Annotated in this window: 31 protein-coding genes and 1 pseudogene; 17 read left to right on the top strand and 15 right to left on the bottom strand. The window is 64.3% G+C overall.

Annotation, left to right across the window (positions count from 1 at the left end; all coding sequences use genetic code 11):
* The 5 genes and pseudogenes from AC1DHX_RS12780 to AC1DHX_RS12760 all read right to left on the bottom strand — a co-directional run.
* The coding region (locus tag AC1DHX_RS12780) for an MFS transporter (protein WP_476900093.1) at positions 1 to 1,169 on the bottom strand (1,169 nt) is incomplete at its 3' end.
* Between the two features lie 103 nt (positions 1,170 to 1,272).
* Positions 1,273 to 1,743 (bottom strand): RES family NAD+ phosphorylase, encoded by a 471-nt coding sequence (locus AC1DHX_RS12775; RefSeq protein WP_476858515.1) that lies wholly within the window; start codon positions 1,741 to 1,743, stop codon positions 1,273 to 1,275.
* A gap of 73 nt (positions 1,744 to 1,816) precedes the next feature.
* Positions 1,817 to 2,413, bottom strand: coding sequence for an SGNH/GDSL hydrolase family protein (locus tag AC1DHX_RS12770; protein WP_476849172.1), 597 nt, complete (start codon positions 2,411 to 2,413; stop codon positions 1,817 to 1,819).
* Positions 2,414 to 2,591: 178 nt separating this feature from the next.
* Positions 2,592 to 2,990 (bottom strand): annotated as a pseudogene (locus tag AC1DHX_RS12765) (GNAT family N-acetyltransferase); the annotation flags it as partial.
* Between the two features lie 278 nt (positions 2,991 to 3,268).
* Complete coding sequence (locus tag AC1DHX_RS12760) at positions 3,269 to 3,730, bottom strand: GNAT family N-acetyltransferase (protein ID WP_230010198.1); 462 nt, start codon at positions 3,728 to 3,730, stop codon at positions 3,269 to 3,271.
* A 252-nt stretch (positions 3,731 to 3,982) separates the two neighbouring features.
* Here AC1DHX_RS12760 and AC1DHX_RS12755 point away from each other — a divergent pair, with 252 nt between their 5' ends.
* Positions 3,983 to 4,858 (top strand): hypothetical protein, encoded by an 876-nt coding sequence (locus AC1DHX_RS12755; protein WP_476858514.1) that lies wholly within the window; start codon positions 3,983 to 3,985, stop codon positions 4,856 to 4,858.
* Between the two features lie 389 nt (positions 4,859 to 5,247).
* Here AC1DHX_RS12755 and AC1DHX_RS12750 read toward each other — a convergent pair whose 3' ends face one another.
* Complete coding sequence (locus AC1DHX_RS12750; RefSeq protein WP_476849174.1) at positions 5,248 to 5,967, bottom strand: ASCH domain-containing protein; 720 nt, start codon at positions 5,965 to 5,967, stop codon at positions 5,248 to 5,250.
* 118 nt (positions 5,968 to 6,085) lie between these two features.
* Positions 6,086 to 6,310 (bottom strand): helix-turn-helix domain-containing protein, encoded by a 225-nt coding sequence (locus AC1DHX_RS12745; RefSeq protein ID WP_476858513.1) that lies wholly within the window; start codon positions 6,308 to 6,310, stop codon positions 6,086 to 6,088.
* A gap of 55 nt (positions 6,311 to 6,365) precedes the next feature.
* Here AC1DHX_RS12745 and AC1DHX_RS12740 point away from each other — a divergent pair, with 55 nt between their 5' ends.
* Both AC1DHX_RS12740 and AC1DHX_RS12735 read left to right on the top strand, forming a co-directional pair.
* On the top strand, positions 6,366 to 6,983 hold the full coding sequence (locus AC1DHX_RS12740) for a DinB family protein (protein ID WP_476858512.1): 618 nt from the start codon (positions 6,366 to 6,368) through the stop codon (positions 6,981 to 6,983).
* A gap of 176 nt (positions 6,984 to 7,159) precedes the next feature.
* The gene (locus AC1DHX_RS12735; RefSeq protein ID WP_476849176.1) at positions 7,160 to 7,528 is read left to right on the top strand and encodes a VOC family protein; all 369 of its coding nucleotides are present in this window, start codon (positions 7,160 to 7,162) and stop codon (positions 7,526 to 7,528) included.
* Positions 7,529 to 7,579: 51 nt separating this feature from the next.
* On the opposite strand, the gene AC1DHX_RS12730 is transcribed toward AC1DHX_RS12735, so the two are convergent.
* Positions 7,580 to 8,059: a hypothetical protein gene (locus AC1DHX_RS12730; RefSeq protein WP_476858511.1), complete on the bottom strand. Its 480-nt coding sequence runs from the start codon at positions 8,057 to 8,059 to the stop codon at positions 7,580 to 7,582.
* Between the two features lie 153 nt (positions 8,060 to 8,212).
* Here AC1DHX_RS12730 and AC1DHX_RS12725 point away from each other — a divergent pair, with 153 nt between their 5' ends.
* Positions 8,213 to 8,911, top strand: a complete 699-nt coding sequence (locus tag AC1DHX_RS12725; RefSeq protein ID WP_476858510.1) for a hypothetical protein — start codon at positions 8,213 to 8,215, stop codon at positions 8,909 to 8,911.
* 392 nt (positions 8,912 to 9,303) lie between these two features.
* The gene (locus AC1DHX_RS12720) at positions 9,304 to 9,948 is read left to right on the top strand and encodes a hypothetical protein (protein WP_476858509.1); all 645 of its coding nucleotides are present in this window, start codon (positions 9,304 to 9,306) and stop codon (positions 9,946 to 9,948) included.
* Between the two features lie 52 nt (positions 9,949 to 10,000).
* Here AC1DHX_RS12720 and AC1DHX_RS12715 read toward each other — a convergent pair whose 3' ends face one another.
* On the bottom strand, positions 10,001 to 10,666 hold the full coding sequence (locus tag AC1DHX_RS12715) for a DUF4241 domain-containing protein (RefSeq protein ID WP_476858508.1): 666 nt from the start codon (positions 10,664 to 10,666) through the stop codon (positions 10,001 to 10,003).
* 475 nt (positions 10,667 to 11,141) lie between these two features.
* Here AC1DHX_RS12715 and AC1DHX_RS12710 point away from each other — a divergent pair, with 475 nt between their 5' ends.
* From AC1DHX_RS12710 to AC1DHX_RS12665, 10 genes are all read left to right on the top strand, one after another.
* Entirely contained in the window at positions 11,142 to 11,834 is a 693-nt protein-coding gene (locus AC1DHX_RS12710; RefSeq protein WP_476900092.1) for an MSMEG_4193 family putative phosphomutase, read from the top strand.
* A 24-nt stretch (positions 11,835 to 11,858) separates the two neighbouring features.
* On the top strand, positions 11,859 to 12,413 hold the full coding sequence (locus AC1DHX_RS12705; protein WP_476858506.1) for a DUF3090 domain-containing protein: 555 nt from the start codon (positions 11,859 to 11,861) through the stop codon (positions 12,411 to 12,413).
* Complete coding sequence (locus AC1DHX_RS12700) at positions 12,413 to 13,180, top strand: SCO1664 family protein (RefSeq protein ID WP_476855838.1); 768 nt, start codon at positions 12,413 to 12,415, stop codon at positions 13,178 to 13,180. The genes AC1DHX_RS12705 and AC1DHX_RS12700 overlap by 1 nt, the downstream gene beginning before the upstream one ends.
* A gap of 259 nt (positions 13,181 to 13,439) precedes the next feature.
* On the top strand, positions 13,440 to 13,871 hold the full coding sequence (locus AC1DHX_RS12695; protein WP_476858505.1) for a LexA family protein: 432 nt from the start codon (positions 13,440 to 13,442) through the stop codon (positions 13,869 to 13,871).
* A gap of 8 nt (positions 13,872 to 13,879) precedes the next feature.
* Positions 13,880 to 15,178: a Y-family DNA polymerase gene (locus AC1DHX_RS12690; RefSeq protein ID WP_476849182.1), complete on the top strand. Its 1,299-nt coding sequence runs from the start codon at positions 13,880 to 13,882 to the stop codon at positions 15,176 to 15,178.
* A 44-nt stretch (positions 15,179 to 15,222) separates the two neighbouring features.
* Positions 15,223 to 15,540: a hypothetical protein gene (locus AC1DHX_RS12685; protein ID WP_476849183.1), complete on the top strand. Its 318-nt coding sequence runs from the start codon at positions 15,223 to 15,225 to the stop codon at positions 15,538 to 15,540.
* 6 nt (positions 15,541 to 15,546) lie between these two features.
* Positions 15,547 to 15,927: a hypothetical protein gene (locus AC1DHX_RS12680; protein WP_476855836.1), complete on the top strand. Its 381-nt coding sequence runs from the start codon at positions 15,547 to 15,549 to the stop codon at positions 15,925 to 15,927.
* A 146-nt stretch (positions 15,928 to 16,073) separates the two neighbouring features.
* Positions 16,074 to 17,012, top strand: a complete 939-nt coding sequence (locus AC1DHX_RS12675; protein ID WP_476858504.1) for an NmrA family NAD(P)-binding protein — start codon at positions 16,074 to 16,076, stop codon at positions 17,010 to 17,012.
* Between the two features lie 411 nt (positions 17,013 to 17,423).
* The gene (locus AC1DHX_RS12670; protein ID WP_476858503.1) at positions 17,424 to 17,726 is read left to right on the top strand and encodes a hypothetical protein; all 303 of its coding nucleotides are present in this window, start codon (positions 17,424 to 17,426) and stop codon (positions 17,724 to 17,726) included.
* 183 nt (positions 17,727 to 17,909) lie between these two features.
* On the top strand, positions 17,910 to 18,932 hold the full coding sequence (locus AC1DHX_RS12665) for an LLM class flavin-dependent oxidoreductase (protein ID WP_028276305.1): 1,023 nt from the start codon (positions 17,910 to 17,912) through the stop codon (positions 18,930 to 18,932).
* 185 nt (positions 18,933 to 19,117) lie between these two features.
* Here the strand turns inward: AC1DHX_RS12665 and AC1DHX_RS12660 are convergent, their stop codons facing one another.
* Positions 19,118 to 19,498, bottom strand: a complete 381-nt coding sequence (locus tag AC1DHX_RS12660) for a ClpX C4-type zinc finger protein (RefSeq protein ID WP_476858502.1) — start codon at positions 19,496 to 19,498, stop codon at positions 19,118 to 19,120.
* 93 nt (positions 19,499 to 19,591) lie between these two features.
* Here AC1DHX_RS12660 and AC1DHX_RS12655 point away from each other — a divergent pair, with 93 nt between their 5' ends.
* The gene (locus AC1DHX_RS12655) at positions 19,592 to 20,965 is read left to right on the top strand and encodes an MFS transporter (protein ID WP_476900091.1); all 1,374 of its coding nucleotides are present in this window, start codon (positions 19,592 to 19,594) and stop codon (positions 20,963 to 20,965) included.
* 504 nt (positions 20,966 to 21,469) lie between these two features.
* Here the strand turns inward: AC1DHX_RS12655 and AC1DHX_RS12650 are convergent.
* The 5 genes from AC1DHX_RS12650 to AC1DHX_RS12630 form a co-directional block, all read right to left on the bottom strand.
* Complete coding sequence (locus AC1DHX_RS12650) at positions 21,470 to 22,306, bottom strand: ABC transporter permease (RefSeq protein WP_476858500.1); 837 nt, start codon at positions 22,304 to 22,306, stop codon at positions 21,470 to 21,472.
* Complete coding sequence (locus AC1DHX_RS12645; protein ID WP_476858499.1) at positions 22,303 to 23,247, bottom strand: ATP-binding cassette domain-containing protein; 945 nt, start codon at positions 23,245 to 23,247, stop codon at positions 22,303 to 22,305. The genes AC1DHX_RS12650 and AC1DHX_RS12645 overlap by 4 nt, the downstream gene beginning before the upstream one ends.
* Positions 23,248 to 23,279: 32 nt before the next feature.
* Positions 23,280 to 24,125: a DUF4097 family beta strand repeat-containing protein gene (locus AC1DHX_RS12640; RefSeq protein WP_476900090.1), complete on the bottom strand. Its 846-nt coding sequence runs from the start codon at positions 24,123 to 24,125 to the stop codon at positions 23,280 to 23,282.
* Between the two features lie 77 nt (positions 24,126 to 24,202).
* Positions 24,203 to 24,691, bottom strand: a complete 489-nt coding sequence (locus tag AC1DHX_RS12635) for a histidine kinase (RefSeq protein WP_476849190.1) — start codon at positions 24,689 to 24,691, stop codon at positions 24,203 to 24,205.
* 120 nt (positions 24,692 to 24,811) lie between these two features.
* Positions 24,812 to 25,486, bottom strand: coding sequence for a DNA alkylation repair protein (locus tag AC1DHX_RS12630; protein WP_476858763.1), 675 nt, complete (start codon positions 25,484 to 25,486; stop codon positions 24,812 to 24,814).
* A 315-nt stretch (positions 25,487 to 25,801) separates the two neighbouring features.
* Between AC1DHX_RS12630 and AC1DHX_RS12625 the strand changes: the two genes are divergently transcribed.
* The gene (locus tag AC1DHX_RS12625; RefSeq protein WP_476858498.1) at positions 25,802 to 26,701 is read left to right on the top strand and encodes a C2 family cysteine protease; all 900 of its coding nucleotides are present in this window, start codon (positions 25,802 to 25,804) and stop codon (positions 26,699 to 26,701) included.
* Positions 26,702 to 26,706 lie beyond the last annotated feature (5 nt).

The following is a 26,706-nucleotide window of genomic DNA, read 5'->3' as shown; positions in this document are numbered from 1 at the left end:
GGAATAAACAGGGGGCCGGAGACCATCGTCGCGACCATCCACGCAGAGCTGGTTCGAGACAGCAGAGAACGGGGGGTCATATCCATCCGAAGGGTCGAAATCGCGGTATTTACGATCGACGAGGCGAACAAGATGCCCGAGAATGCCAGGATGGCTCCGCCAAGCCCTACTAGCCCGGCTGGCAAAACCGGATAGACCCAGTAGAGCGGGACACGTGCCAAGCTGCCGATGACAATCGCGCGCCCGACTCCGACCTTCCTCAGGATCGGCCCTCCAACCCATGCCCCGGCCAAGGCTGCGATGGAGGGAATCCCCATGGCCAGGCCGAACTCCGCAGGCGAAAATTCCAGATCGTGCAGGAAAAAAACCTGAGTCACGGGAGTGAGTGCTGCGACAGCTCCAGCGAAAAGAACCCAGGAGATCAGGAGTCTTCTGAGGGTGCGGTCACCGGCAAAGAACGCGACGCCTGCGAATGCTTCCCTAAGAGGACGTTTGCGTTCATCCCGTTGTGCGGCGGGGCCCTCGGGCTTGCGGATGAATGAGATGCATACCGCGCTTCCGAGGAAGCACAGCGAAACGCTGGCCAATAGGACGGCGTTGGGCGCTACCGCGACGAGTGCGCCCCCGACAATGGGTCCTGCGATCATCGCCACCCACGAGGCGCTCTGAAGCTTACCGACGGCATCGGCCCGTAGCTCCTCTGGCACGAGGTCCTTGGTGTGGGCAAGGGATGCGCTGCCGAATAGCATTTGCGTCACTGCATTGATGCAAAGAACTAACACAAGCCATGGGAGTGACAGAAGCCCAAACAGAGCCGCAACTGCGAGAAGGGCAAAACTAAGGAATCGAACTGCATCGGAGCCAACCAGGATCGGCCGCTTTCGACGGAATTCTGCAAACATGCCGGCCGGAATAGCGGTGACGACGGCCAGGCAGGCGGCAGCGGTCGACATGACGGTCACCCCTCCGGGGCCGACGCCGAGAACTTGAATAGCCAAAATTGGAACAACGACTGCTGCAGTCGCTGAAGCCCCTTGAGCGGACATCGTTGCAAGCCAGAGCCAACGAAAAGCGGCATCGCTAAATGCGGAGACTTTGACCCTCGGACTGCTGGTGCTATCGGCCTGGAACTTGGGTCGGGTGTCGTCGAGTTGTCTATCCGTGCTCACGCTCATCCTCCAGATCGCGATACTTCCAGCTACTTCGATGTAACCCCCGTAGGTCACCAGCGACCTGCGAGCCCTACCGGGCACGTTAACCCTCAGGAAGGGGTCACGGCGTGAGGACTTCAAGGACGCTGGGAGCGCCAGGGCTATTCCAATCGAAGAGCGTCAGATGCCACAGGTGCGGCTGCTTGCGGGAGGGGTCGATCAGGCCGTGCGCCCCTAGACTCTGCAAGGCTTCCCGGACGCGCCATGATGAAGGCGAGCCTCCGGCGGTCACGGTCTTTTGCCAGTCAGCTGCGGCGTCAGCGGGATCGATCCCGACTGCTGCCAGGGCCTCATGGTCACGGAGATCAACGATCCTCTCAGCGTCTACTTCGAACTGCAGCACCCGAAGGTTGGGGGTGCGATCGTCAGTATGGGCGATCATCGCAGCTGCGACACCTTCCGGCGAAGCGCTGAGATACAGCGTCGGCACGCCCGGAAGGGAATACCGGCCGGCGGACCGGGACCCGGCAAGCGCGACGTCACGATAAGCAGGATCAATTGCCCGAAAGAAGGAACCCGTAACAGTCCGCATCAGCGGGTCATCCCCGCCAATAGCTGGCTGGCTTCGCCGCGACATACGGTCCTTTCTCATCTAATCCGTGGACTTAGGCCGAGATCCGGACTTTCGCCACGTATGGCTCCAGTGCTTCCGTCATGACCTCGGACAGCTTGGCGTGGCCGAGATCGTTCGGGTGTATCTGATCAGGTTCCGGGTAGAAGAACGGGGTAGGATCGGCGGCGAAGACGCCGTATTGGCCCAACAGGAATGGCAGGCCTGTTTCCTCGGCACACTCGGCATGGAGATCAAAGACCCGGCGGACCCGCGGCGGCTCTCCCAGGAAGGGCCAGTAAGGCTCGACGACGATCACCTGGGAGTCCGGAAGTGAATCGCGCAGCCGGGACATGTCCTCGATCATGGTCCGGCGCAGCTTATCGTCGTTCTCGGGCAGCTGGATCAAGTCGTTGGCCCCGAGTGCAATCAGCGCGATCTGCGGGTCCACGTCGATGACCATCTCCAGCGGATGCTTTTCGAACAGGTCGGTGTCCCGCTTGGTCAGAAATCCCAGACCGTTGACGGCGAAGTTGTGCTCCTCCAGTCCAAAGTTCCGGCACACGATGGAAGTCCACCGCTTGTCGACGTGGGAAATCCCCCGCCAACCTGTCGAAATACTGTCTCCGTACACCCCAAGTCGCAAAGTCATTCCAGGACCCTACCACCGCCCGCGCCCGGGTCTTTGTCAACTCCGCGAACCGTAGCTCAAGCTGCAATCCAGCCAGCCGACTGGGCTGACCCCTGAAAGGATCCCCCAACGGGAACCTTGAGGTCTGTGGGCCGGCGTGSCCGGAAAACCAGGTGGGCGGGCTGGGGGGAGGCACGAATCCGAGGCTCGCATACAGCGAATGGGCTTGGGGGGAAGTCCCTCCACCGACGCGGAGACTCAATGCCTCCTCTTGGTTTGCCACGCATGCCTTGATGGCCTCGATCACGAGTGCTCGTCCGGCGCCGGCCCCTCTGTGGGTTGGGCCGACGAACAGGTCGATGATGAACGGCCCGTTGATTTTTGGGTCCCAGATCGAGTGGGATGTCGTGAAGATGGCCCCGGCTGGCCTGCTGCCGATGTGGGCGATGAGGCTCGCCTCGGTGCGGAGCTCGCCATACTCCCCGGCAAAGGTTGCAGATATTTCATCCAGCGCGGAAGCGAGATCATCAGCACCGATCTCGGGTGGGTAGCTGTCCAGGTACAGCTGCGCAACCGAGTCACGATCGGCCGGATTCATAGGGCGAACCGTTATGCGATCAGCGGTGGCAGGGAGGACCAGAGGAGCGCGAAGAGAGAGTGTGCGAATATCGCAAGGCCTAAGGGTTCCATTCGACGTAGCTGATGCTTTCCGTGGGGCGGCGTGAGCCCGCGCTGATCAGGAGTGGAACATGCGGAGAATCTACAGGGTATTGGATTGCACATCACGGTATTGACGCCGGCCGGTTGATGCCTCACCACGCGCTTCAACCTGCCTGCTAACTACCCAGCGCCCGCACAGCTTGCCCCTCGGGCATGTCATCTGGCGAGCGGTTTCACCAGGACCAGCGTGGGGCCATCCCAGTCGATCCGATTGAACTCTTGTAGCGGCAAGAATCCCGACCGAATATAGAAAGCCCTGGTCTGGGCGTAAGCGTCGTCCTCGAAGGATGGACCAACGGTATGGACCTGAAGCAGCCCGCAATCATCGGAGACGAGTACCTCCTCGACCGCCGTGACGAGAGAGGCTCCGATACCAGCGCCGCGGCGGCCGGCGTGCACTGCGATCAGTGCCAGCTCAGCGGACTCCGGGAAGTGGCGATCCACAAGTGCAACCCCCACGACTTCGCCGCGCATCACGGCGAGAAATGAGTCCCGCCGCGATGCACTGTCAACATAGTTGAGAATGGCTTCTTCGATGCCGAACCAGCCTGGTAAGGAGCGCAAGATTCGATCTACGGAAGCGGGGTCCTGGCGGCGTTCAATCTCAAGTGCGGACATCAAGCGAGTACATCACACGCCTCATTAGTGTGGCTGATCCGGTCTCGTTAGAGAGCTCTGACCAGGCATATGTGAAATGGGTACAGTCTTCTTCTCGCTGTCGTCCGGACTACATGGCGATTAGCGGAGGCGGGTATTCCGAGGGGCCGTGCCGGTAAGCGCTGTCTAGTCCCGACGGGTCATAGGATGTCTGGAACAGCAGCTGGGCTCGGCGAAGCTACGCGAGCCTCATGGCGGGGAAGGTGGCGCGGTGTGTTCTCACTCGGCATCGAGATAGGACCTCAACTGGCGGTCAGGCAGGCGGCCTGGTTTGCCCCGACGCACCAGCCGTTCCTGATCCCGAAGGGCGGCGCGGAGACCTTCGGGATAGCGCCTTTGAGCGAAGAACTCCCCGCCGAACTCAGGGATACCTTCGAAATCTACAATGTGCCGGACGAGCTCGGCTGCATCCTGATCGGCGAGGAGGAGTTCAATGACCTGGGGCGCTCAGCCAGGTCGGACCTCGTTCGGAGTCAGATCTGCCTCGCACGGGGAGCCATCCCCTCCGTTCGAAGCGCCCCGGCGGACGTACGCACCCGAGTGTCGACGCAGGCTGACGGGCATCGCTTTGTGTGGTGGCCCTCGTTGCTGGAGGGACATCAGGAAGCTGTCCTCGGCGCCTACCTTCGCTTCGGCCGACGGCCCAGCAGGCACCTAGAGGTCCCCGAAAACGTCTGGGATAACGCCCGTGCGATTCTGCCGGGGGCGAGGACGCTGGCGGGCACTTTCCCTCGCGCCAGCGGCCCGAACTGTTTCGGGACGGTGATGGCGGCAGCTGGTCGAGCGGAAGCTGCTGACGTTTGGATGCTTCAGAAGCCTTTCGAGGACTGGCTTTCCGCGGCCGCTGAAGTGGGCGGAAAGGACAAGGACCCGGGTACCGTGCTCGTCTGGCGCTCTCCCAGGGGGTTGGCGCAGCATGCCGCTGTAACTATCGGAGGCGGATACGCGCTGCACAAACCCTCCCAAGGCTGGATGAGCCCGCGGAAAGTCCTCACCGTCAAGGAAGTCGTCGCCAGCGCCAGGCAGCCAGGCCGTCGACTAAACCGATATGTGCTGACCGGCTCCCCGGGACACCGTTTCCAAGAGTGATTTCCGATTTCCGGGACAGTCGAGCCCCCTCACATGTGGTCCTAAATCAGGCCGTCGCAGTGGTCCTGGTTGAACGTACTGGCCGGAACAGACATGCAGAACCTCCTAAAAAGCTGTCTTGGAAAACAACAGCTTTCCAAGACACTGCCCTGGACCTCTGCGGAGCCATCGGGTAGATGAGAAAGTCGGGCTCGCCGATGTCTTGAAAAGTCGCCTCATCATGCCCGCGCGCTTTGAGCACACGGGTATCCGAACTCGCGTGCACCAACGACCAAGAGACCTTCGCGTTGCGATAGGACGAAACACGCCACACTTTTCTCGATCGGCGCATGGTGTCCCACTTCCTTGGAAACTGGACACTCCCGCGGGAGGAGTTCACACCGCTGTAGTCAGGAGTGCTGTGGCACCAATTCGAACGTCACAACGGATACCTCCGCTTCATCGGACAGATCCGGGTAGTGACCCCGTAAGCCCTGGCGGAATCCATCAATAGGAGTTCCGGGGGCAAGGTGAGCCTGTTCCGCCGTCATCTGATCGAGCCGGTAGTCCGCTACGTCCGTGACTATCCCATCCAGCGTGCGATGCTCTGCATCGTCTTCGAATACAAACAACGCCGGCCCGACGGATACCGGGTCATCATGGCGAACAGTGGTCGTCTTGATGCCGCCGGCCACCTCATCGTAATAGCGCTTGTTAAACCGCAATAGTCGTCGAGCATCAGCATCGGGAAAGAAGTAGGTCTCCGGAAGCAGCTTCCGGACGGGCCGGAGCTGTGGGCCCCCGGCTCCGGGCACTGCGACCATCACGTCGGGATGAAGGTCCAGCATTGCCTGGCGGCATCTTCCGCACGGCGGGATGAGGCCCCGTCCTCGATCGCCGGCAGCGGCCATGGTGACGAGGGGTCCCGCGCCGGCCGTAGCGGCTGTGCCCATCACAACGAACTCAGCACAAGGCCCACCCGTGAAGTGATAGACGTTTACTGCCCTATGAATGACCCCGTTGGTATCCATGGCCGCCGCTGCGACCGTATGGTTCTTGTCGCCACCAAGAGTCGCAGCCAATTCTTCCGCCGCCGTAATGACGCGTAGCTCCGACTCAAATAGATCCATGGGGTCATTCTGCCCCATCCCATTTGCTTGTAGCTGAACGCCGGGAACGCCCGGCTGGGCGGTCAGGCTGGTCCCCGTAATTTGAATGTGCCAAAAGTTATGCCAAAAGAGAGGGCCGCTAAGAACGTGCGGACCTGACTTCCGGGACAGCACGTTGGCTCAGTGCCCGGGTCAGTGACGAGACGCTGACGCTGAGCCGGTGCGCGGTCTCCTTGAGGGTATGTCCCTCACTGCGCAGCCGCGGGGCCGTTTCAAGCTTTCCCTCCGTCATGGTGCGCGGCCGGCCACCCAGCCTGCCGCGGGCCTTCGCCGCAGCCAGACCAGCCTTTGTCCGTTCGGACAACGTCAAGCGTGCGTAGGCACCAAAACGGCCTCTCGCGGAGGCTAGGCTCTATGCCATGATGACCAATCAGCGACTTGAGCCCCTGCTCGAGCAGTACGACTGGGCGACGGAACGACTCCTCACTCGCCTCGCCGGGCCCACCAGCAACTCGGGTGATGGCAGCGACGTCGACGTACCGGTACTGACGGACGCCGAGTACCTCTGGGAACCGGTCGACGCGTGCTGGTCGGTGCGGAGGCGCGCCGATGGGCCCGGACCGGGCGCCATCAAGCTCATCGGCGCGGGTGAGTGGGGGCGAGACGGCGCCCCCGAAAGTCCGTGGCCTCCGCCCCTCACGACGATCGCCTGGCGGCTTGACCACATCTCCGAGACGCTGTTGGGCCGAGCCAACCAGCTCGGGGGCGACCGAACGTTCGATAGAGCGACGTACGAATCACGACCAGATGCAGCCGGCGCCATCGAGAGGTTCCGTCACGCCGCAGCCGACTGGCGCCAGGTACTACTCAGTGTCGATGAGTCCGACTATGACCGGACCGGGCTCAGCAGCTACCCGTACGGCAGCGATGCCGAGGAGACCTTTCCGACGATCGTGTGGTGGGAGAACCAGGAGATCCTGCACCACGGAGCCGAGATCGCGCTGCTCCGCGACCTCTACGTTCACCACGCTCAGTAGCGATGAGCGCGCACCGCAGACAGCTCAGCCGACGGAGTCTCTACGACGTCGAGTGGATACAGAGGATTAAGTCCGCGTCGGTGCATAGGTGCCCGAAAGACGGTGGTTCAGCGGACGCCGTGGTGACCGCAGGGATTCTTCACCGGGCAGGGGTCCGGCTCAGTAGAGTGGAACGCATGAGTCTTGAATGGGAACAAGTAATTGTCGATTCGGCACGACCGGCTGAGCTTGGACTTTGGTGGGCCAAAGCTTTGGGTTGGGTCGTGACTTTGGAAGCTGACGATGAGTTCGAAATTCGTTCTGCACCGGACCGGTTGCCAGGGTTGGTCTTCGTGCCGGTGGCAGATTCGAAGGTAACAAAGAATCGTCTTCACCTCGATTTTCGGCCGGACGATCCAGCGGCCGAGGTCGAGCGGATGGTCGCTCTGGGTGCCCGCAGGGTCGATGTTGGTCAAGGCGAGCAGCCGTGGACTGTACTTGAGGATCCAGAAGGCAACGAGTTCTGCGTTCTGGGAGCCCGAAAGAAGGACAGTACCGACAGTTGAAAGTTCGGACAGACCACGGGAGCGCCCGTCAACGGATCGTGCAGCGGGCGGTCAGGCCGGGTTAGCTGCAGAATTCGTGGCAAGGACGTCTTTGCGGATTGCCCAACGGCCGATGGCTGCCGCTGCGCCAACGGTGGCCCATGGGATCAGCAGCCAGGGCTGCCATCCGAGACCCAGGACGCTTCCCAGCAGCCAGAACACGAGAGCGGGCACCGCGAAAAAGGCTCCGATGTGGATCCATTGATTCCTGACCGGGCGCAAAAGATAGGCCAACACCCAGGCCAATGGCGCCGCAAACACCAGGGAAACTCCGAAGCCATACAGAATCACCATGCCCAAAAAGCCCCATACGTAGCCGGCGTCGGTGCCGTCCCGCAAGGCGGGCACACCATAGCCTGCCGTCACCAGGAGAACTAGCACTCCCACCCAGAGCGAGGTGGCGATGAGCCAGCCCTTGATGAACGCGTACGCATCCAGGACCACCCTGTGTGACCGAACTGCCTGCGGCTGCGCCGCATCCCCCAATGCCATGGGCATAGCCTACCGATGCGCACAAGCTTCCCCCTCGTGCCGAGGGTGCGGCCGTCCGTTAGGGGATCCTTTACCGGGCACCGCACCGTTGCACTCCAGATGTCGTGTACGGCTAGGTTTCGGGGGCGGGTCGAAGTCGGTAGAGTGCGATTCATGACATTGGGGGATGCCACACCGCACGTGGTCCGCCAGCCGTGGGCGTTCGCCGCGGTGTGCGTGATAGTGATGGCCTTGCCGCTCATGATGTTTGGCCTGGGCGGCCCGGTTGTCCGGCTGCTGCCTTCGTACATAGCCGCTTACCTTCTGATCGGGGTCTGCATCTTCGGCCCGACTAGGAAGTTCCCGTCGCTGCGGCAGGCCGTGGCGTTCCTGCTGCCCGGCGTCCAGCTCGCGCCCCTGGCGCTGTTGAACCTGGGTTTCTGGGCCGGCGGCTGGCTGCTCGGGCTCCCGGCATGGGGTCTGCTGCTGAGCCGGTGGACATGGGAGAACCCACTCAGGGTGCTGCAGGTGTCGAAGTTCCTCGGCCTGCTGGTGCTGGGACTGGTGATCTTCACCTTCATTGCGATCTATCCGTTCCCCAGCCTGGGCCTTTTCCTGCTGCCGGTCATTCCCCTGATCCGGCTGACCTACCCGGAGTACCGGGCTAGGCCGCTGCAGGCTGCCGTCGAGATCCTCCTTGCTGTGGCTGCCGTGTGGATGGCCTTCGCTATCCCAACCCCGGAAGGGTCGTGGTCCTCGCCTTGGACGTTCGCCGGCGGGGCAGCAACAGTCGGACTGATGATCGCGTTCGGGGCCAGGGACATCCCCCGCCGCTCCCGCCGCCTACAGCTCAACGACGGAGCGATCGTCTAGGGTCCGTCCGGGATCCTCGGCAACTGCAACAGTCGATCACCTATTGGTGGTGCTTCCGCTACGAAGACGAAATGGGCTTGCGGGCATGGTTAAGAAACGCCTGGGGCGCCCGTAAGCCGGTCCGTTAGAGAAACCCATACCGAGCGGAAACTCAGGCCTTTCGGGATCTCTCCCGCCGGCGCGGAAGACGACCGAGTCCTCTCCCGGCTGGACCCCTTCGAGACGGCAATCCATGCCAGGTCCTGAACAGGATGCCCCTATGTTTTTCGGCATGGAGCTTGCTGTTGGCTTCGGGGTGTAGATGGTTCAGGATTTGAGCATCAGGTTCAGTGGCATTGGCGGAGGACAGCCGTGCCCTTGCGCCACTACTCGCGCCCAGGGGGAGGCAAACTATGAGCGGAATCGACGATCTCATACCCAGGTCCGACGACCGTTGGACGGCCGCCACGCGACGAGCCCAGGGCATTGCAGACCTGGGCCTGGGCAGAGCCCTCAAAATGTATTACACGAGATATTTGCCGGCCGGCATGATCTTCTTTGTCGCGGCGGGGGCCGTCCTCGGAATCTTCGCCCTCGGAGGTGCCACGGCGGACTGGCCGTCCCTTCTCGGATTCGGATTCATCCTTGCATTCCTGGGCGGCGCTATCGGCGGACTTCTTTACAACGCGAAGAAAGTCGCGCCTGCGGCGAAATCGGGCAGGGTCGATGTGCTGCTCTCACTGGAGGACGAAGAGCGAAAGGACATCCGGCGCCAGGTTCTGGGGAAGAACTCCGTCGATCCGGATCACCTTGTCGTTTCTCGGGCCGCCGCCGTGCAACTGCGAAAGAATCTCGCCACACAGCTCATCTGGGCCCCCGTGCTGCCGCTCATACTCTTTCCCCAGCTCTTAGGAGGAAGCGCGTTCGGCTCCTGGCTCTTGGCCGCCGGCGCAGCTGTATGGGTGGTCGGGTCGGGGCTTGGTGTCCGGGACTTCCAGCGGGCTGGTAGCTTCCTTGACCGCACGGCAGGCATGGCCGTAACGGGACCACCGGAGTGACCCGTTCGGGGGCAGCGGTGTGTAAGCGATGACTGGCAGGACCGATGGCTACTTAGTCGTCGAACTTTCCCACGACCAGGAGGTCGATATGCAGGGCGATTACATTCCCTTCAACATCTTTGGTTTGAAGTAGAGGATAAAAGCCGTCGCCCCAGCCCGAATGCGCGAGGATAACGTTCTCTCCGTTCGGGGCGAGCGGCATCACTACGTTGGCAAGCCCAGCGGCGAGAGGCGTGTCGGCGTCCATGACAACAAACCAGGAAGCGGGGTCGTCGTCGACATCAAAAACGGTGTCGTACCAAGTGCTGCTGTCTTTTGGCATGCAGTGCGACACCGCGGCGGCATCAACGAAAGCTACTGTTCCTGCGTCAACACCAACACCATAGACCTCGCCTTCCGGGGGCGCACCGTCCACAGAGGGTGCAGCTTCAATGAGCACGGGAGTTGCTTCCGACATGACCAGTGATAGGTACGCCTCCCGCATTTGCGATCCATCCTGCTCGTCCGAGACATCAGCTACCGTGACCCGCACCGAATAAGCACCGGGCGGGATCTGGAACACAACGGGATCCTCTAGATCAACGAACGGATCACACGCCCCAAGCCGTCCGGAGGGAACCTGAAGAACACCCAGGTCGTGGACAGTGAGCTTGGCTGACGATCCATTGGATAGAGGTGCTGATCCGGACCGGAGGGCGAAGTGCTCGGCGATTTCCATTCAGTCATTTTCCCGGTCGGAGGGAGCCGTGGAGTCACGACACACAGTTAGACAGCGCGACAGCACTCCCGGGGGTCGGGCTGGCGTCAAACAAGCGTTTCAAACAGGCAGATCGGAACTGCCCCTAAGCCGGTCCCCAGCCGCAACAGCCTCGAGCCGCTCCCTCTCAGCGAAAATCCCATACAGATACGGGAATCCGAGATTCGCGTATACCCCCGCCCGCAAAACTGTCCCGCTTAGGTCGCTCAACAGCTACAGCTGCCAGGTCTTCGGGTACGCCGAGGGCGGTGAGGCCTGTTCGTTGGTGGCCCGGGCGCAGCCGATGATGTGTGCAGCCATGGGGTCAGTTAGGGATATGCCCAACCGGACGGTCAAAACGCTCCCCCACGCTTTATGACCCGCTCCTGCGTCGCGGACGCAAGGCGCGACCCGGTACAGTTCACACCGCCATCGACCGGGTGATTAGGCTGGGTGAATGGCGACAGTTATTCTCGTGCGGCACGGCCGCACCACAGCCAATGCCACTGGACTGCTGGCCGGTCGGGCCGTCGGCGTCAGTCTGGACCAGATCGGGCGCGACCAGGCGGCTCTGACCGGAGACCGGCTCGCGGCCGTGCCCGTAGTCGGGGTGGTGTCAAGCCCTCTTGAGCGTTGTCAGCAGACCGCCCAGCTCATCCTCGATCGCCAGGCTGGCACGCCGTACGCGCCGGTCGATCTCGATCTCACCGAGTGCGATTACGGCCAGTGGCAGGGCCGCACGCTCAGTGATCTCGCGACCGAGGATTTGTGGCCGGTTGTGCAGTCGCAACCGTCCGCCGTCGTCTTTCCCGGCGGTGAATCCATGGCCGCGATGCAGGCTCGGTCGGTGGCRGCGATTCGACGCCACGATGCAGCCTTCGAAGCCGAGTACGGGCCAGGRGCCRTGTGGGTKGCGGTGAGTCACGGTGACATCATCAAGTCAATCCTCGCCGACGCGCTCGGCATGCACCTTGACCTGTTCCAGCGTATTAACGTAGGCCCCGCCTCCGTATCGATCGTGCGCTACGGCGCTAGTCGGCCGAGCGTCTACGCGACCAACACCGACGCGGGTGACCTGTCGTGGCTGTCGAACGGCATCCACTCTGGCGATGCGCCGGTGGGCGGCGGTGCAGGGCAAAAGGCGCCATGAACCTCATGTGCCTAAAATACTGACATGCCTACACGTGTTCACGAGTTTGCCTGGCCTGATCGAATCGTCGTCGGCACCATTGGCCTTCCAGGGGCGCGCACATTCTACCTGCAGGTGCGCGCAGGGACGCAGATCGTGAGTATTGCCCTGGAGAAGCAGCAGTCGGCTCTGCTCGCGGAGAAGATCGACGAAATTCTCGACCAGCTCATCACCGTCGAGGGCAACCCCTTCAGCGTTCCCACGAGCACTCCCATTGAACTTGTCGACAATGACCAGCTCGAGGCCGTTCAGGAGCAGTTTCGCACCGGCGCCATGAGCTTAGGTTGGGACCCAACCACGGCCCAGGTCGTAATAGAGGCCTACCCCATCGCCGATGTCGATGCTGATGACAACGAGGAACCGCTTGATGAGGGCGGCGCTAACGAGTCCGAAATGCTGCTGGTGCGAATGCCGGTCGGCACCGCCCGCGCATTCGCCAAGCGCACCCGTGAGATCGTGGGCGCCGGGCGTCCGACGTGCCCGCTCTGCGGTTACCCCATAGACGCCGACGGGCACATCTGCACCCTTCCCGAGGTCTGATGCCAGCGCCGGACCTAGTGACCGCCGAGCTGACGCTCACCGGCCGTATCACGACGGCTTCAAACGCTACATTTCTGGGCAGCATCGGCGACGTGGTGGTCGTCTATAAGCCCATAGCAGGCGAAAGTCCGCTGTGGGATTTTCCCCACGGCACCCTGGCTCACCGGGAGGTGGCCGCCTACCTGGTCTCGCAGGTCTTAGGCTGGGACGTGGTGCCGCGCACCTGGCTGCGCGATGGTCCTTTGGGCGAAGGAATGGTGCAGCTCTGGCAGGAGCAAGACCCCGCCCAAAGCGCCGTGAACCTGGTCGCGACGGACCAAGTGCCGGAGACGGGCTGGAAACATGTTCTCGAGGGACGGGATGAGAACGGACGGATGGTCGCCCTCGTTCACGAAGACTCGCCGGCGCTCAGACGCATGGCGGTGTTCGACATGGTCGTCAACAACGCCGACCGCAAAGGCGACCACATTCTTGCCATGACGGACGGACACCGGCACGGCGTGGACCATGGGCTCACCTTTCACCGTGACCACAAGCTGCGCACGGTGCTGTGGGGATGGCTGGGAGACGCTCTGACCGCCGAGGAACGCGACGGCATCGATCGTGTCAGCGAAGGACTGCACGGTGGGCTGGGCCGAAACCTGGCGGACTTGCTCAGCGCCGAAGAAATCGCATCGCTCGCCGCGCGCTGCGCACGGTTGCGCTTGGCAGGGCGGTTTCCGGCTCCGAGCGGTGAGATGTCGGCGGTGCCCTGGCCGCTGTTCTAAGGGAATTGCGGCTCAACTGTCAAAATTTGGCTGCCCAAACGCCGATAACAGCGCCTACGCTCAACCAAGCCCGCAGGCCCCACCTTCCGCAGACGACGCGCCGAGCGTCCCATATACAGCACCCCTTCAGTCAGGTGTTGGGATGTTGAGGAGAAACCGCGCTGCCCGCGCAGCCGAGGGATATGGGCAGAGTCCAACTTTTGTCGGCCCATCCGGCTACACTGAATGTATCGAACATATATTCGAATAAGGGTGTGTTGTGGGCGTTGTTGTCGGTCCCCGCGTGATAGACGCGGGCATGTCGTTGCTGTCGGTGCTGATCTCTCCGGTCCCCGTCGCGGCCGGGTATCCATCGCCGGCGCAGGACTACTTTGATGGGCGGATTGACCTGAACGAGCATCTGATCAAGGACATCACCAGCACGTACGTCGTGCGGGTCTCCGGAGACTCGATGGAACGCGCCGGCATCAGCGACGGGGATGAACTGATCGTCAACCGGGCCCTGGAACCCAAGGACGGGTCCGTAGTCATAGCCGTCCTGGACGGAGAATTGACCATCAAGCGGCTGCGGATCACGGCCGCCGGCGTCGTGCTGCAGGCGGAGAATCCGTCCTACCCGGACATCCGCGTTCCGTCCCTGTCGGATCTGGTCATCTGGGGCGTCGCGACCCGCTGCCTGCACCATGTTTGAGGCACACCATGTCTAAGCCCTCCCCGATGCGGCGGATGCCGCAGATCGCGCACGTGGATGTGAACTGCTTCTACGCCTCGGCCGAGCGGGCATTCGACCCGTCCCTCGAAGGCCGGCCCGTCGTCGTACTGTCCAACAACGACGGGTGCGCCGTCACCCGGTCCCCGGAAGCCAAGGCTCTCGGCATCGGCCTCGGTGAACCATGGTTCAAACTCGCCCCGCGGGCGAAGGAGTGGGGACTTGTTGCCCTCTCGAGCAACTACGAGCTTTACGGGGACATCAGCGCCCGGGTGATGGAACTGCTGGGCCGCTACAGCGCTTGGTTGGAGGTTTACAGCATCGACGAGGCCTTCCTGGGCGTCAAAGGCGCGCCGGAGGACCTGCTGGTCCTGGGCCAGACCATGAAGGCAGCCGTGCGGCGCAACGTGGGGGTTCCGGTCTGCGTCGGGATCGCCGGGACCAAGACCCTCGCGAAACTGGCCAACAAATGGGCAAAGCACAACCCGGCCTTCGACGGGGTCTGCCACTGGGACTCCGTGCCCGCCGCCACCAGAGAAGCGCTGATGGGCCGGCTGTCTGTGATCGAAATCTGGGGCGTCGCGACGCGCCTGACCAAACGCCTCAACGCCTTAGGGCTTCAGTCCATCCTTGACCTGTCCCGGGCCGACCCGGTGATGATCCGGGACCGCTTCTCCGTGGTCATGATGCGCACCGTCCTGGAGCTGCAGGGCACGCCGTGCATCCCGATGGAGGAAGAACGGATCGGCCGGGACCAGCTCATCTTCTCGCGCTCCTTCGCCACCCCCATCACCACCGCCGCCGGCATGCGGCAGGTCCTGTCCGTCTACGGCCAGCAGGCATCGGCACGGCTGGCCAAATACAGCCTCCAGGCCAAGGTCCTCACCGCCTTCGCCGGCACCTCGCACTTCAACCCGAACGACACCTCCTACCCCTCGGTGTGCGTGCCGCTGCCGATGCCCACCGCCGATCCCGTCCTGCTCACCCGGGCCGCCCACGCCCTCCTGCCCCACATCCAGGAAGGCATCAAATACGCCCGGGCCGGCATCATGGTCACCGACCTGCGGCCCACCGGCAACCAGGCACCGCTGGCCCTGTTCCAAAATCCGCACGAGGAACGCCACATCGGAACCCTCCTGGAAGATGTGACCCGCCGATACGGGCGCGGCTCCATCGGCCTCGGCCACGCCGGCATACGGGGCGGGCCGGACTGGACCATGAAACGGGACATGCTCTCCCCCCGCTACACCACCCATTGGGACGAACTCCCCCTCGTCAAAGCCGCCTAACGCCAACACGCCCCCGCAGCACCGCACCACGAAAGACCACCCCCATGACCCTCAGCACCGAAAACCCCACACGAACCCTTGACCTTCAAGTCCGGCTCGACCCGGCAGGCAAGCCCCTTGCCATCCGGCACGACGGACGGATCTGGCTTGTCGATCCGGCCACCGAATCCCGGCACTGGATCGGCGGTGACGCCGGGCGGGGCACCCGATGCACGGCCGCCGCTGGCGCCAACCCGGCCGGTACCGAATACTGGCGCGTCGAGGCCCGGCTGGGGGCTAATTCAGCGCTGCGCACCTTCACGCTGCGCCGGAATCCACGCTCCGTCCAGTGGCTCCTGGACGACATCAGCGACGGCGGCTAGGCAACGGTGACACTGAACCGTCAGCCGATCAACGACCAGATCTGGGCGGGGATCAGGGAAGAATTCACGCTGCCCGCCCTGGAACAGGTCCGCCGCCGCCTCGCCGAACTGATGGACGACCCCGACCCTGTAATGCAGCAGCTCGTCCGCGTCTTCATCGACGACGGCACGTTCTGCCCGGGATTCCAATTCGTCGCCGGCGGCCACCTCCACCCGACCGTCGTCGACCTCTTCCAGCGCGCCATAGAACTGAAGGTTCCGCACAACTACTTCACGGCCTGGATGGTTACACCCTGCCGGGAACTCGGCGGGTCCCGCCCCGTTGACCATCTGAAAAGCGGCCGCGCTCCCCTGTTTCGCGCGCTGGAATCCCACCGCTGGCAGTAGAGGCCGGCCCGCGAACCGACGTCCAACGGTTCCGCTGATCAGTCCGGCCCGGGATGCATTGAGTCACACGCGGGAATCGCAGCTGCCCTGCCGTTGGTAGTCTTTAGCCCACCATCCCTTTCCGCCCGACACTTGAGGTGCGAACCATGATCCCGACGACTCCCACTCCGGGCACTGTCCTTCTGGCCGGCGCCACCGGCGATCTCGGCGGGCGTATCCTGCAGAATTTGGTCGCCCTGGGGGCCACCGTTCGGGTCCTGACACGGCCTGGGACCAGCACGGAGCGCATTGCGCAGCTCCGCGCCCAAGGCGTCGAAGTGATCCAGGCGGGCTACGACGATCCGGTGGCCCTCCGAAGGGCCTGCGCGGATGTTGACTGCGTAGTCTCCGCGATCAACGGCGTGGACAGCGCAATTTTCGACGCCCAATCGCGCTTGCTGGAGGCGGCGGCCGCGGTGGGCGTACCGCGTTTCATCCCTTCCGATTACTCCATCGATTACCGCGGAATCCGCCCCCGAAGCAACCGGAACTTACAGTTCCGCCGAGACTTTGCACAGCGGCTGGATGCCACCGAAATCCGGGCCACTTCCATCCTCAATGGCGCCTTCACCGACATGCTCTCCGGGCAGGCTCCCATGATCCTGTTCTCGCGGCGTCGGGTGCTCTTCTGGTCCGACGCCGACCAGGTGCTCGACTTCACCACGAAGGATGACACTGCCTCCTACACCGCCGCCGCCGCCCTCGACGATCGGGCGCCCCGCGTCCTTCAGATCGCCGGAGACCAGGTCACGGCAAGGACCCTGGCAGCCACCATGTCCGACCTGACCGGAACGCAATTCGGGCTCCTCTACGCGGGCAGCGTCGGCTCCTTGACTGCTATGAGCCGGGTCGTCAAAGCCCTCATGCCGGCCTCTGACAAGCCGTTCCCGCCGTGGCAGGGCATGCAGTACTTCGCCAGCATGTTCAGCGGCGACGCGACCCTGAACTACGTCAGCAACGACCGGTACGGGAGCCGGACGTGGACCACCGCCCGGGACGTCCTGGACCAGCACGTGCAGCAGAGTTCACCGGCCCCGGTCCCCTAGCCTGGGGGTTGTTGCACGGACAAGCCCCGAACCCCTAGGGTTCGGATCATGGCCGCGCCCGGGGGACCCGCTCGTTATGGAATGCACACGACGCCGACACTGCTGTCCGTAGTATGCCTCGCCGTCGTCGCGCTAACCGCGGCCTGCGCGTCAACTCCCCCACTCAGCAAGTCGGCCGGCGAGCAAACGGTCACCAAACCGCCCGCCGCCACGGCCGCACCATCGACGGGCGCCGGACTGTCACCAGGCATGACCCTCACCCCGGCTCCGCCGATTCCGCCTACCCCCGGGCACGGTATAGATGAATGCCTGCCACAGCGTGCAGAGAAAGTCGTAGGCAATGGAGCGCTGGAGTGCCAGTACTTCACATCCGGTTCCATTACGCCGGCTTCTGTGCCCCGTGATCCGGGAATGAGCTCCGGCGATTACGCGATACGGTTCGGCAGCGTTGGCGGCCGCACGTTGATGACCGTGCGTATCCCCTGCGCTTCGTATGCGGTCACGGTCAGCATTGCCGGCGAAACGATCACGCCGGATGTGGGGACACTGGAAAGTTCCCTGGGCACGTGCAACTTCCCGTGGGACCAGGAACAGGCGCGGATGAAACGATACCTTCAGGCTCCGTTTCAGTTTGCACAGCGGGAGACTGGAATCGTGCTGCACAACCCGGAATGGGGAATCACCCTCTTCCGGACCCCCTACTCGGCCGGCTGATCCCCCGGTCCCGCCTAAGGGGCGCCAGGCTCCGGCCAGATTGCGACGTTCATCCGCTTCGTCCTTGACGGCCACACCGCACACAGGCGCCTGTCGGGATGAGGCCATGCCCTTCCGGGGGCCAGAAATACCTGACACGATCAAGTGGGAATAAGAACCGCCGCCACCATGTTCGTTTCCGGTGTGAAGAACATCGGATTCCTGTCCTTCGGCCATTGGACCGACCACCCGGATTCCGGCACGCGCACCGCGTCGGACGCGCTGTTGCAGGCGATCGACCTCGCGGTCGCGGCCGAGGAGCTGGGTGCGGACGGCGCCTACTTCCGAGTCCACCACTTCGCGCAGCAATACGCCTCCCCGTTCCCTCTGCTCGCCGCGATCGGGGCCCGGACAAGCCGCATCGAGATCGGCACCGGCGTAATCGACATGCGCTACGAGAACCCGCTCTACATGGCGGAAGACGCTGGCGCGGCCGACCTGATCGCGGGCGGCCGGCTGCAGCTGGGCATCAGCAGGGGTTCACCCGAGCAGGTCATCGACGGATGGCGTTACTTCGGCTTCGCCCCCGCCGAGGGCGAGTCGGACGCCGACATGGGCCGCAGGCACGCCGAGCGTCTGCTCGAGGTGCTCACTGGCAAGGGCTTTGCGGCGCCGAACCCCCGCCCGATGTTCCCGAACCCTCCGGGCCTGCTGCGCGTGGAGCCGCACTCGAGGGGCCTGCGCGAGCGCATCTGGTGGGGCTCCGGCTCGAACGCCACGGCCATCTGGGCGGCGAAGCTCGGCATGAACCTGCAGAGCTCCACGCTCAAGGATGATGAGAGCGGCAAGCCCTTCCACGTCCAGCAGGCCGAGCAGATCGAGCTCTACCGGCAGGCCTGGAAGGAGGCGGGGCACGAGCGGGAGCCGCGCGTCTCGGTCAGCCGCAGCATCTTCGCGCTAACGGACGAGCGCGACTGGCAATACTTCGCCCGCGACCGCCACAGCTCCGACCAGGTGGGCAACATCGACGAGAAGACGCGCGCGGTCTTTGGCCGCTCCTATGCCGGTGCCCCGGACGAGCTGGCCGCGAAGCTGGCCGAGGACGAGGCGATCGCCGCGGCAGACACCCTGCTCCTCACGGTCCCGAACCAGCTCGGTGTCGACTACAACGCCCACGTCATCGAGTCGATCCTGAAGTATGTGGCGCCGCAGCTCGGCTGGCGCTGACCCCTCGTGACAGATTCCCCGGGCACTGCAGTCGCGGTTAATTTCGGCGGTGTCGACGCTCTACTGCGGGACCGCTGTGTGCACCTGAGGTCCATTTCGGACGGCATCGATCCCACAACAACGCGGCGGAAGCCACCAGGTCAGAGCGAAAGAGATGCTGGCACGCGGCCTCACCCTCAGGTGCGTCAGCCGCCGGGGGTAATGGGCGGCGGGGGCTGAAAGCGTTCCCACGCCGATTGCCGGGTCATGCCCAGAGCCGCGCCAATGCGCGCCCAGCTGATGCGCCGTTGACGCGCGGTTCCCACCCAGGCGGTCAGTCGCTCTTCGACCTGGGAAGCGACGGCGGCGATTTCCGGCAGGTGGGCCAGGAGCTCATCATCAGTCATCTGCAACCAAGGCGTTTCGCTCCGTGAGCCGTCCGAACTGCTGAACAGCCTCGTGGACGCCGCGGCACAGTCCTGACAAATGGCAACGCCGGGACCTGCCACGAGATGCCCCGAGATCCTGGCTGGTCTCGCGCAGAAGCTGCACATCATCGGGCCGGTCAACGGCGGTTCCAGTTCCACGGCATCCTCCTGGCGGCTAACAGTTGACAGAGTTCAGCATAGTTGACTTGTCAGGTGAATCCTGACAGGTTGTCAGGCGTGACCTTACAACGAATGGCTGATACGGGAGCCCGGCCACCCACCAAAACGCCGCTGAGGCGGCTGGCGGCGTTCCGGAAGCTGTGGGTTGCCAGCGCATTCGAGGGCATCGGCGACGAAGCAAGCCGGGTCGTGATCCCGATCGTTGCCGTTTCGATGCTCGGTGCCGGCACTCTGGAAGTGGGGGCCATAAATGCGATCGGCATGAGCGCGTTCCTTGTCCTGGGCCTCCCGATCGGCGTCTGGGTGGACCGGCTGCGGCGGCGCCGGCTGATGATCACCGCGGACGTGATCCGCGCTTTGGCGGTCCTGAGCGTTCCGGCGGCCTTCATCGCCGGCGCGATGACGATGGGACACCTGCTGGTCTGCGTGGCGCTGATCGGCGTCGCCGACGTCGTGTTCACCACCGCCCACGGAGCTTTCGTCCCGTCCGTCGTCGGACGGGAACGGATTAGTGATGCGCACGCCCGGCTGCAAACGGCCGCCAGCACGGTCGCCGTCGGCTCCCCCGCCCTGACGGGGGCGCTCCTCAGCGCCATGGCCGCGCCGTTCRCCTTGTTGACAGCCGGAATCTCCTACTCCGTGTCTGCACTGACCCTCAAGAGCATCAACGTCAGCGAAGACATCAAGCCACCCCTGGAGCACGAGGGATTCTGGCCGGCAGCACGGGCCGGGCTGTCCTTCACCATTCACCACCCGGTGCTCAAGGGTCTCTTCCTCTCCGGGATGATTCTCAACGCAGCCACCATGTTCGGCAGCGCCGCCACAGCCGTGTACGCCCTCAACGTTCTGGGACTCAGCCCCGCCGACTTTGCGCTCCTGAGCAGCTTCGCCGCGGCGGGAGGGTTTGTCGCCTCCGTCGCGGCACCGGCCATCCTGACGCAGCTCGGCATCGGAAAGACCAGAATTCTCGCCAGCATCGCCTGCGTGGCGGCCGTCGCGATATACCCTCTCGCCACGGTCCTGCCTTGGTCCCCGGCCCTCTGGCTCGGCGTGTCCGTATTCGGCTGGGCTTTCCTCATCGTGGTCATCTCCATTGCGGGGGCTGGCATCATCCCCCGCATCGCTCCGCCGCACAGACTCGGAACAGTCATGGCCAGCAACAGACTTTTTACCCTCGGAGTCATGCCGGTCGCCAGCCTCACCGGGGGTGCCCTGGCCACATGGATTGGCGTCCAACCCGTGCTCTGGATCTGGGCCCTGCTCGCTGGCGCCTCCGCAGTCCCCATCGCCTTCTCGCCGATGCGGACCTGGACCAAATTCCCGGCCGACTTCGATTGCGCCACCGCCCCGACTGCCGGCCCAGCTTGCTCGCCGGTTCGCAGCCTGGGCTTCGGGCCGTGCCGCCGCCAAAGACGTAAAGCGAGGGGTGGTACGTTCCTGGAATGACTTTGCGACTTGGGGTGTACGGAGACAGCTCGTCGTCGAGCCCTATTGGCCTGCCCTGGAATGGCCACCGCGGATCCGCCGGGTGTTCGATCTCCATGCCGAGTGTGCCGAGGAGACCGGACTACCGTTTCCGTTGGGCCAAAACGGTGTCTTCGACGGCGACCATTTGCCGTTCCTCTACTCGGAACCGGACCACCTGCACCCCAACGATCTCGGTCATGCCAGATTGGCGGAGGTTATGACGGGCGTTCCTGAGCCATACGTGGACAAGGCCAGGTCTTCCGCCTAAATGACTGGGCTGGTCCCGCGTCATCCCGAAGGGCACCGCGCCGTCGACACTTGCGGGATCCAGCCTTGCAACGCCAGTGCGACGGCGACGACGCCGGTCCGGCCGGCACTCACCCGCGGGGCAGCCTTGACGCCGAACGCCACCTCGGCTGAAGCACAGGACGGGCGGCCGCGATGCGCTCGCGACCGCCCGCAGAAACCGGGTGCACCCTGGGCTCAGCGCACCGACTTGCGCTCGTAGATCGCCATCGACCAGGCGTACCCGGCGACCACAATCACGACGCACCACCCGATTGCCAGCACCGGGCTCCAGCCGAGCGGGGTACCGAGCAGCAGCCCGCGGATGGCCTCGATGAACGGCGTGAACGGCTGGTACTGCGCGAACCACTGCAGCCATTCCGGCATCGACTCGGTCGGCACAAAGCCGCTGCTGAGGAAGGGCAGGAAGGTCAGCACGAGGGGCAGGTTGCTGGCGGTCTCGGCCGACTTCGCCTGCATGCCCATGGCCACCCCGAGCCAGCTGATCGCGTACGCGATGAGCACGATCAGACCTGCGGCGGAGATCCATTCGACAAACCCGGCGGTCGGGCGGAAGCCAATCAGGAGGCCGACGCCGAGCACAAGCACGACGGCGATAATCGCCTGGATGGTATTGCCAAGCACGTGCCCGGCGAGCACCGCGGCCCGCGAGATCGCCATCGTCCGGAACCGCGCGGTGATGCCCTCGGTCATGTCCATCGACACGGTCGTCGCGATGCCGCCTGCGCTGCCGGCGATGGTCAACAGCAGGATGCCCGGCATGACGTAGGCGACATACGCCTCGCGCCCGCCGGCCGGATCCGCGCCGGGCAGGCCGGCCCCGAGCGTGCCGCCGAACACGAACACGAAAAACAGCAGCAGGACTACCGGCCCCACGATGGTGAACACCGACAGGCCCGGATAGCGCAGCATGTGCAGCAGGTTGCGGCGCAGCATCGTCACCGAGTCGGCAATGACGTGCGCTTGCTGGCGGGTGCCCGGGGCCGTCCGGCGCTTGGCGGCGATGGTGGTCATGATTCGGTTCCCTTCGTCTCGACCCGGCCGGTGAGCGCGAAAAACACGTCATCGAGGTCCGGGGTGTGGATGCTGAGGTCGTCGACCTCCAGGTTGGCCGTGTCGAGGCGGTCCAGCACGGTGCGCAGCGCGCCGACACCGCCGTCGCTCGGCACCGTGAGCGAGAGCCCGGCGTCGTCGCGGGCGGACTCGCCGAGCAGGCGGGAGGCGGCGTCGAGCCGCCCGGCGTCGGCGAACCGGAGCCGGATATGTCCGCCGGGCACCAGGCGCTTGAGCTCGTCCGGCGTCCCCTCGGCGACGAGCCGGCCGCCGTCGAGCACCGCAATGCGGTCCGCGAGTTCGTCCGCCTCGTCCAGGTACTGGGTGGTGAGCAGCACGGTGGTGCCGTCCGCGACCAGGCTGCGGACAATGTCCCACATGGTGTGGCGGCTGCGCGGGTCCAGGCCCGTGGTGGGCTCGTCCAGGAAGATGACGCTGGGCGCCGAGACGAGGGTCATGGCGAGGTCGAGGCGGCGCTGCATCCCACCCGAGTAGGTGGCGAGCGGCTTACGGGCGGCCTCCACGAGGTCGAACTGCTCAAGCAGCTCGGCCACCCGGGCCTTCGAGCGCTTCGCTCCAAGATGGCGCAGCCGGGCCATCAGCAGCAGGTTCTCCTCGCCGGTGAGCAGCTTGTCCACCGCGGAGAACTGGCCGGTGAGGCCGATCGCGGCGCGGACGCCGTCAGGGTCGCGCACGACGTCGCATCCGTTCACCAGTGCCGTGCCGCCGTCGGGCCGCACCAGGGTGGACAGGATGTGCACGGTCGTCGTCTTGCCGGCGCCGTTCGGGCCGAGCAGCGCGGTGACTGTGCCCGCGTCCACGGTGAGGTCGACGTCGTCGAGCACGGCCTTTGCGCCGTAGGACTTCCGCAGCCCGCGGACTTCGATTGCTGGCGTGTTCATGTGCTTGGTTCCCTTCTGTTGGTGGCCCGGAGTCATTGAGCGCGCTGGATGCTGATGTCGCCGTGCTGGGTGCGTGCACGCACTGCGACGGTCTGTTCGGACGCGTCCGGAGCGCGGTCGCTGTCCAGCTGGTTGCGGACGTGCCCCTCTTTCGAGGACAGATCGAGCCAGGCGGSAACGCCGGGCCGCACGCCGATGGTGACCTGGCCGAAGCCGCTYTCGACCTGGATGGAACCACTCGAGACCTCTGCSARCTGGATGCTGCCGTAGGCGGTCTTCGCCGCGACAGAGCCGAGTGCCTTCGAGATCTCGAGGTCGCCGTAGGAGAGCTTCGCTTCAAGGTCGCCGCCGGACTCCCCGATCAGGATGGTGCCGTGCGACGCCTTGAGGATCGCGTCGCCGGTGACTTTGCCGATCCGGATCTGACCGTGGTCGGCCGTGATCTCGATCCCGCCCTCGGCGGTGCCGAGGGTCGCGTTGCCGTGCGAGGCGCGCAGCCACAGGTCGCCGGTGGAGTCGAGATCAACGCGGCCCATCGAACTCTTGATCCGGGTTGCGCCGAGGCGTCCGACGGCGCGCACGCCGCCGACCCCGATCTCGGCGGTGAGCCGCGACCCGGCAGGCAGCTCGACCTTCACATCGACCGACTCGGTTGGGCCGATCCAGCTGATGCGGGGCCGGGGGCCGGTGATGATGAGCCGCTGGCCGTCGACGTCGATTTTGGTCTCTTCCGCGCCCCGGCGGTCGACTGCCTTCGCGGGGTTCGTCGGCGAGACGGTCACGACCGTGTCGTCACGGTCAGTGGCGATGATTTCGATCGCGCCGACCTGCAGTTTGATGGCGAGGTCGATGGGGGTGGRGGTGTCGTAGGTGGGCATGCTGGCGCCTTCCTTTTGGGTGTGTTTGATCGACCCCGCGGGTCCGCGTGGTTGGTGGGTGCGGTGCGGTGGGCGGTTTAGCGCGCCCAGCCGGCGAAGTTGTCGCCGGTGCGCAGCGTGCGCTGCGCGGATCGTCGCTGCTTGGGCTGGAGAGCGGCTGCGACCGCGCGGACCAGCCAGGTGTTGACGGACAGGCCGTCAGCGGCCGCGGCCTCGTCCACCCGCGTCTTGAGGGCATCCGGCAGGCGGAGCGTCGTGCGCGAGGTGCTCGCGTCGTCGAGGTCGAGCGGTGCGGCCGGCCGCTCGTCGGTGTCAGATTCCGGGTTCGGCTGGGTCACCACGAACTCGACGTCGCGTCCGCGCAGCCGCATGTCGACTGATCCGGGTGCGAGGTCGCGGGTGATCTCGCCGACCGCAGCCGAGAGAACGTCGAGGAGCACGAGCCGGGTCGCGGCGTCCAGTCCGGCGGCGAGCCGCTCGGCCACGGCGCGGGTGTCCTCCGAGCCGTTCTCCGCGGCATCCACTAGCTGCCGCTGTAGGTCGTTGACGTATTGTCCGAGTTCCATGCCACCATAGTGACACCACGGTGGTGTCACGTCAAGCCTTCGTGGTGTCACGGGTGATCCGCAGGTTGGTGCGGCGGCTCGATGAGGGTGAGGATGGGCGAAAGGCCCCCGCCCTGAGTCCTAGTTGGCGTCCTGTCGGTTCACCATTTCGGCGATCCAGATCGGCGCGAACGGAGAGGTGCAGTTCGGCGGCGTCGGGTAATCCTTGAGCACCTCGAGGCGCTCGCCGATGCCGATCGCGCGGGCGCGGTGTGCGGGGTGCTCAATCCCGATCTGGGCCAGGCAGTGGTTCATCGCCCACTGCAAGCGGTCCGGGGCGTCCTTCATCTGCGCCTCGATGATGTCGAGCAGTCCTGGCAGGTCGAGGCCCTCCGGCTTCTTCGCAACGCGGTCGGTGGTCAGCGCCCAGCCGGCACTTGCCACCAGCGGGTCCGGATCGGCAAACCAGGCCACGCGCAGTTCCTCGGCATGCGGGTTCTTCTTCACCACATAGTTGACGAGCCAGTCCTGCACCTTGGGAGTGTGCGCCTGGCGCAACATGGCGTCCAACTCATCACGGTCGAAAGCCTTCGGACGGCAGATCAGGAGCGCCAGGAGCCGCGCCGCGGTATCACCGGTCCCCCACAGCTCACGGGACAGCTCCTGCTGCGTCTTGAGCCGCTTGGCCAACGCCCGCAGCTTGCCGAGGTTCACCCCGTGGTCGTCACCGTGCTTGGCGTTCACGTCCCGGATCCTCGGGTCCTCGAGGTCAGCCAGCTCGGCCATCACCTCGGCCGCCGTCGTTCCGGTTTCCATCGTCTGGGCCACCTCGGCCTCCTGTCCGCTGCTTGTACGATTCAGCATACGTCGGCGGTTCGGCCGCCCGCCGGCAATAAGCGGCTTGGCGACGAAAACAGACGACTGCACCGTGGGCGCGCACGCCGGTGAGCGTCCGGTGCTCACCTGTGAATCGCCCGCTGCCCCTTGCCCCAGACTGGTTGCCTGCGGCAAGCTGTTGATCAGCTGATGAATTGATCAACCGGGAGAGACCCGACGGCGGCAGCCCCCGGAAGGTTGCCGCGGCGGTGCCGTTGCGGGGCTGGAACCCCGCAGGACGGGAGGGCTCGGAACATGGAACGTGCAGGATCCAGGCCGACAAAAATTCGCGCCGCCGTCATTTTCTCAGTGGTGGCGGTGATGGTAATTCTTGGAATTGCGTGGATCGTGACTACCCGGTCACCGGTCACGACGCCTCCGGGAGCGTCCGGGGCCCCGGTGAGTAATCCTTCAGTATCGGGACGTGCGGCTTTCCAGAAGGTCCCGAATCAGGTTCTGTTTGCGCTTGATGATTCCGGAAACCCGGATCTCTCCGGAGACTTGACGAATATCAAGCAGGGTGACGCCGGCGATTGCTATTTCCTCGCAGCGTTGATGACAGTGGCGTCCCGGGCCCCTGCGACCGTCTTGAACATGGTCCATGACAACGGCAACGGCACCTACACCATTTCCTTCCACAGCAAGTACGACGGGGTGTCCAATCCGGTGACGGTCACGGTCAACGGTGATCTTCCGTACCGCCGCGGCAAGCCCTTCGAAAACGGCATCGAAAATATCGATGGCAAAAACGTGTCATGGGCCGCGATTATCGAGAAAGGGTGGGCGGCCGCGAACGGCAACAGCTACAACGGCATCGATGGCACCGACCTCAGCAACGCCCAGGATCATGATGTACACAATGCTCTCTATGCCATCACCGGCGAGGTGGGCGTCGACCGCAACCCCGGCGGCCCCATGACGGGAGTGAGCTTTGAGCAGATGCAGCAGGATTTCACGAAAGGCCTCGTGACCTTTGGGACGTCCAACTCCGACGGCGAGCTGGTCTCCGACCATTCCTACGCATTGCTGGGTCTGAATCCCTCCGACCAAACGGTTGTGGTAGGTGACCCGGAGGGTGGCCACACCACGCTGGCTTTTGCGACCTTCCAGTCAACGAACATCAACCAGTACATCGCGATACCAACATATCCTTGAGCGGC

Source organism: Arthrobacter sp. 05N33_2 (genome assembly GCF_056397425.1).
Note: the sequence above shows the minus strand (reverse complement) of the source record. Positions and strands in the feature narration are given on the sequence as shown.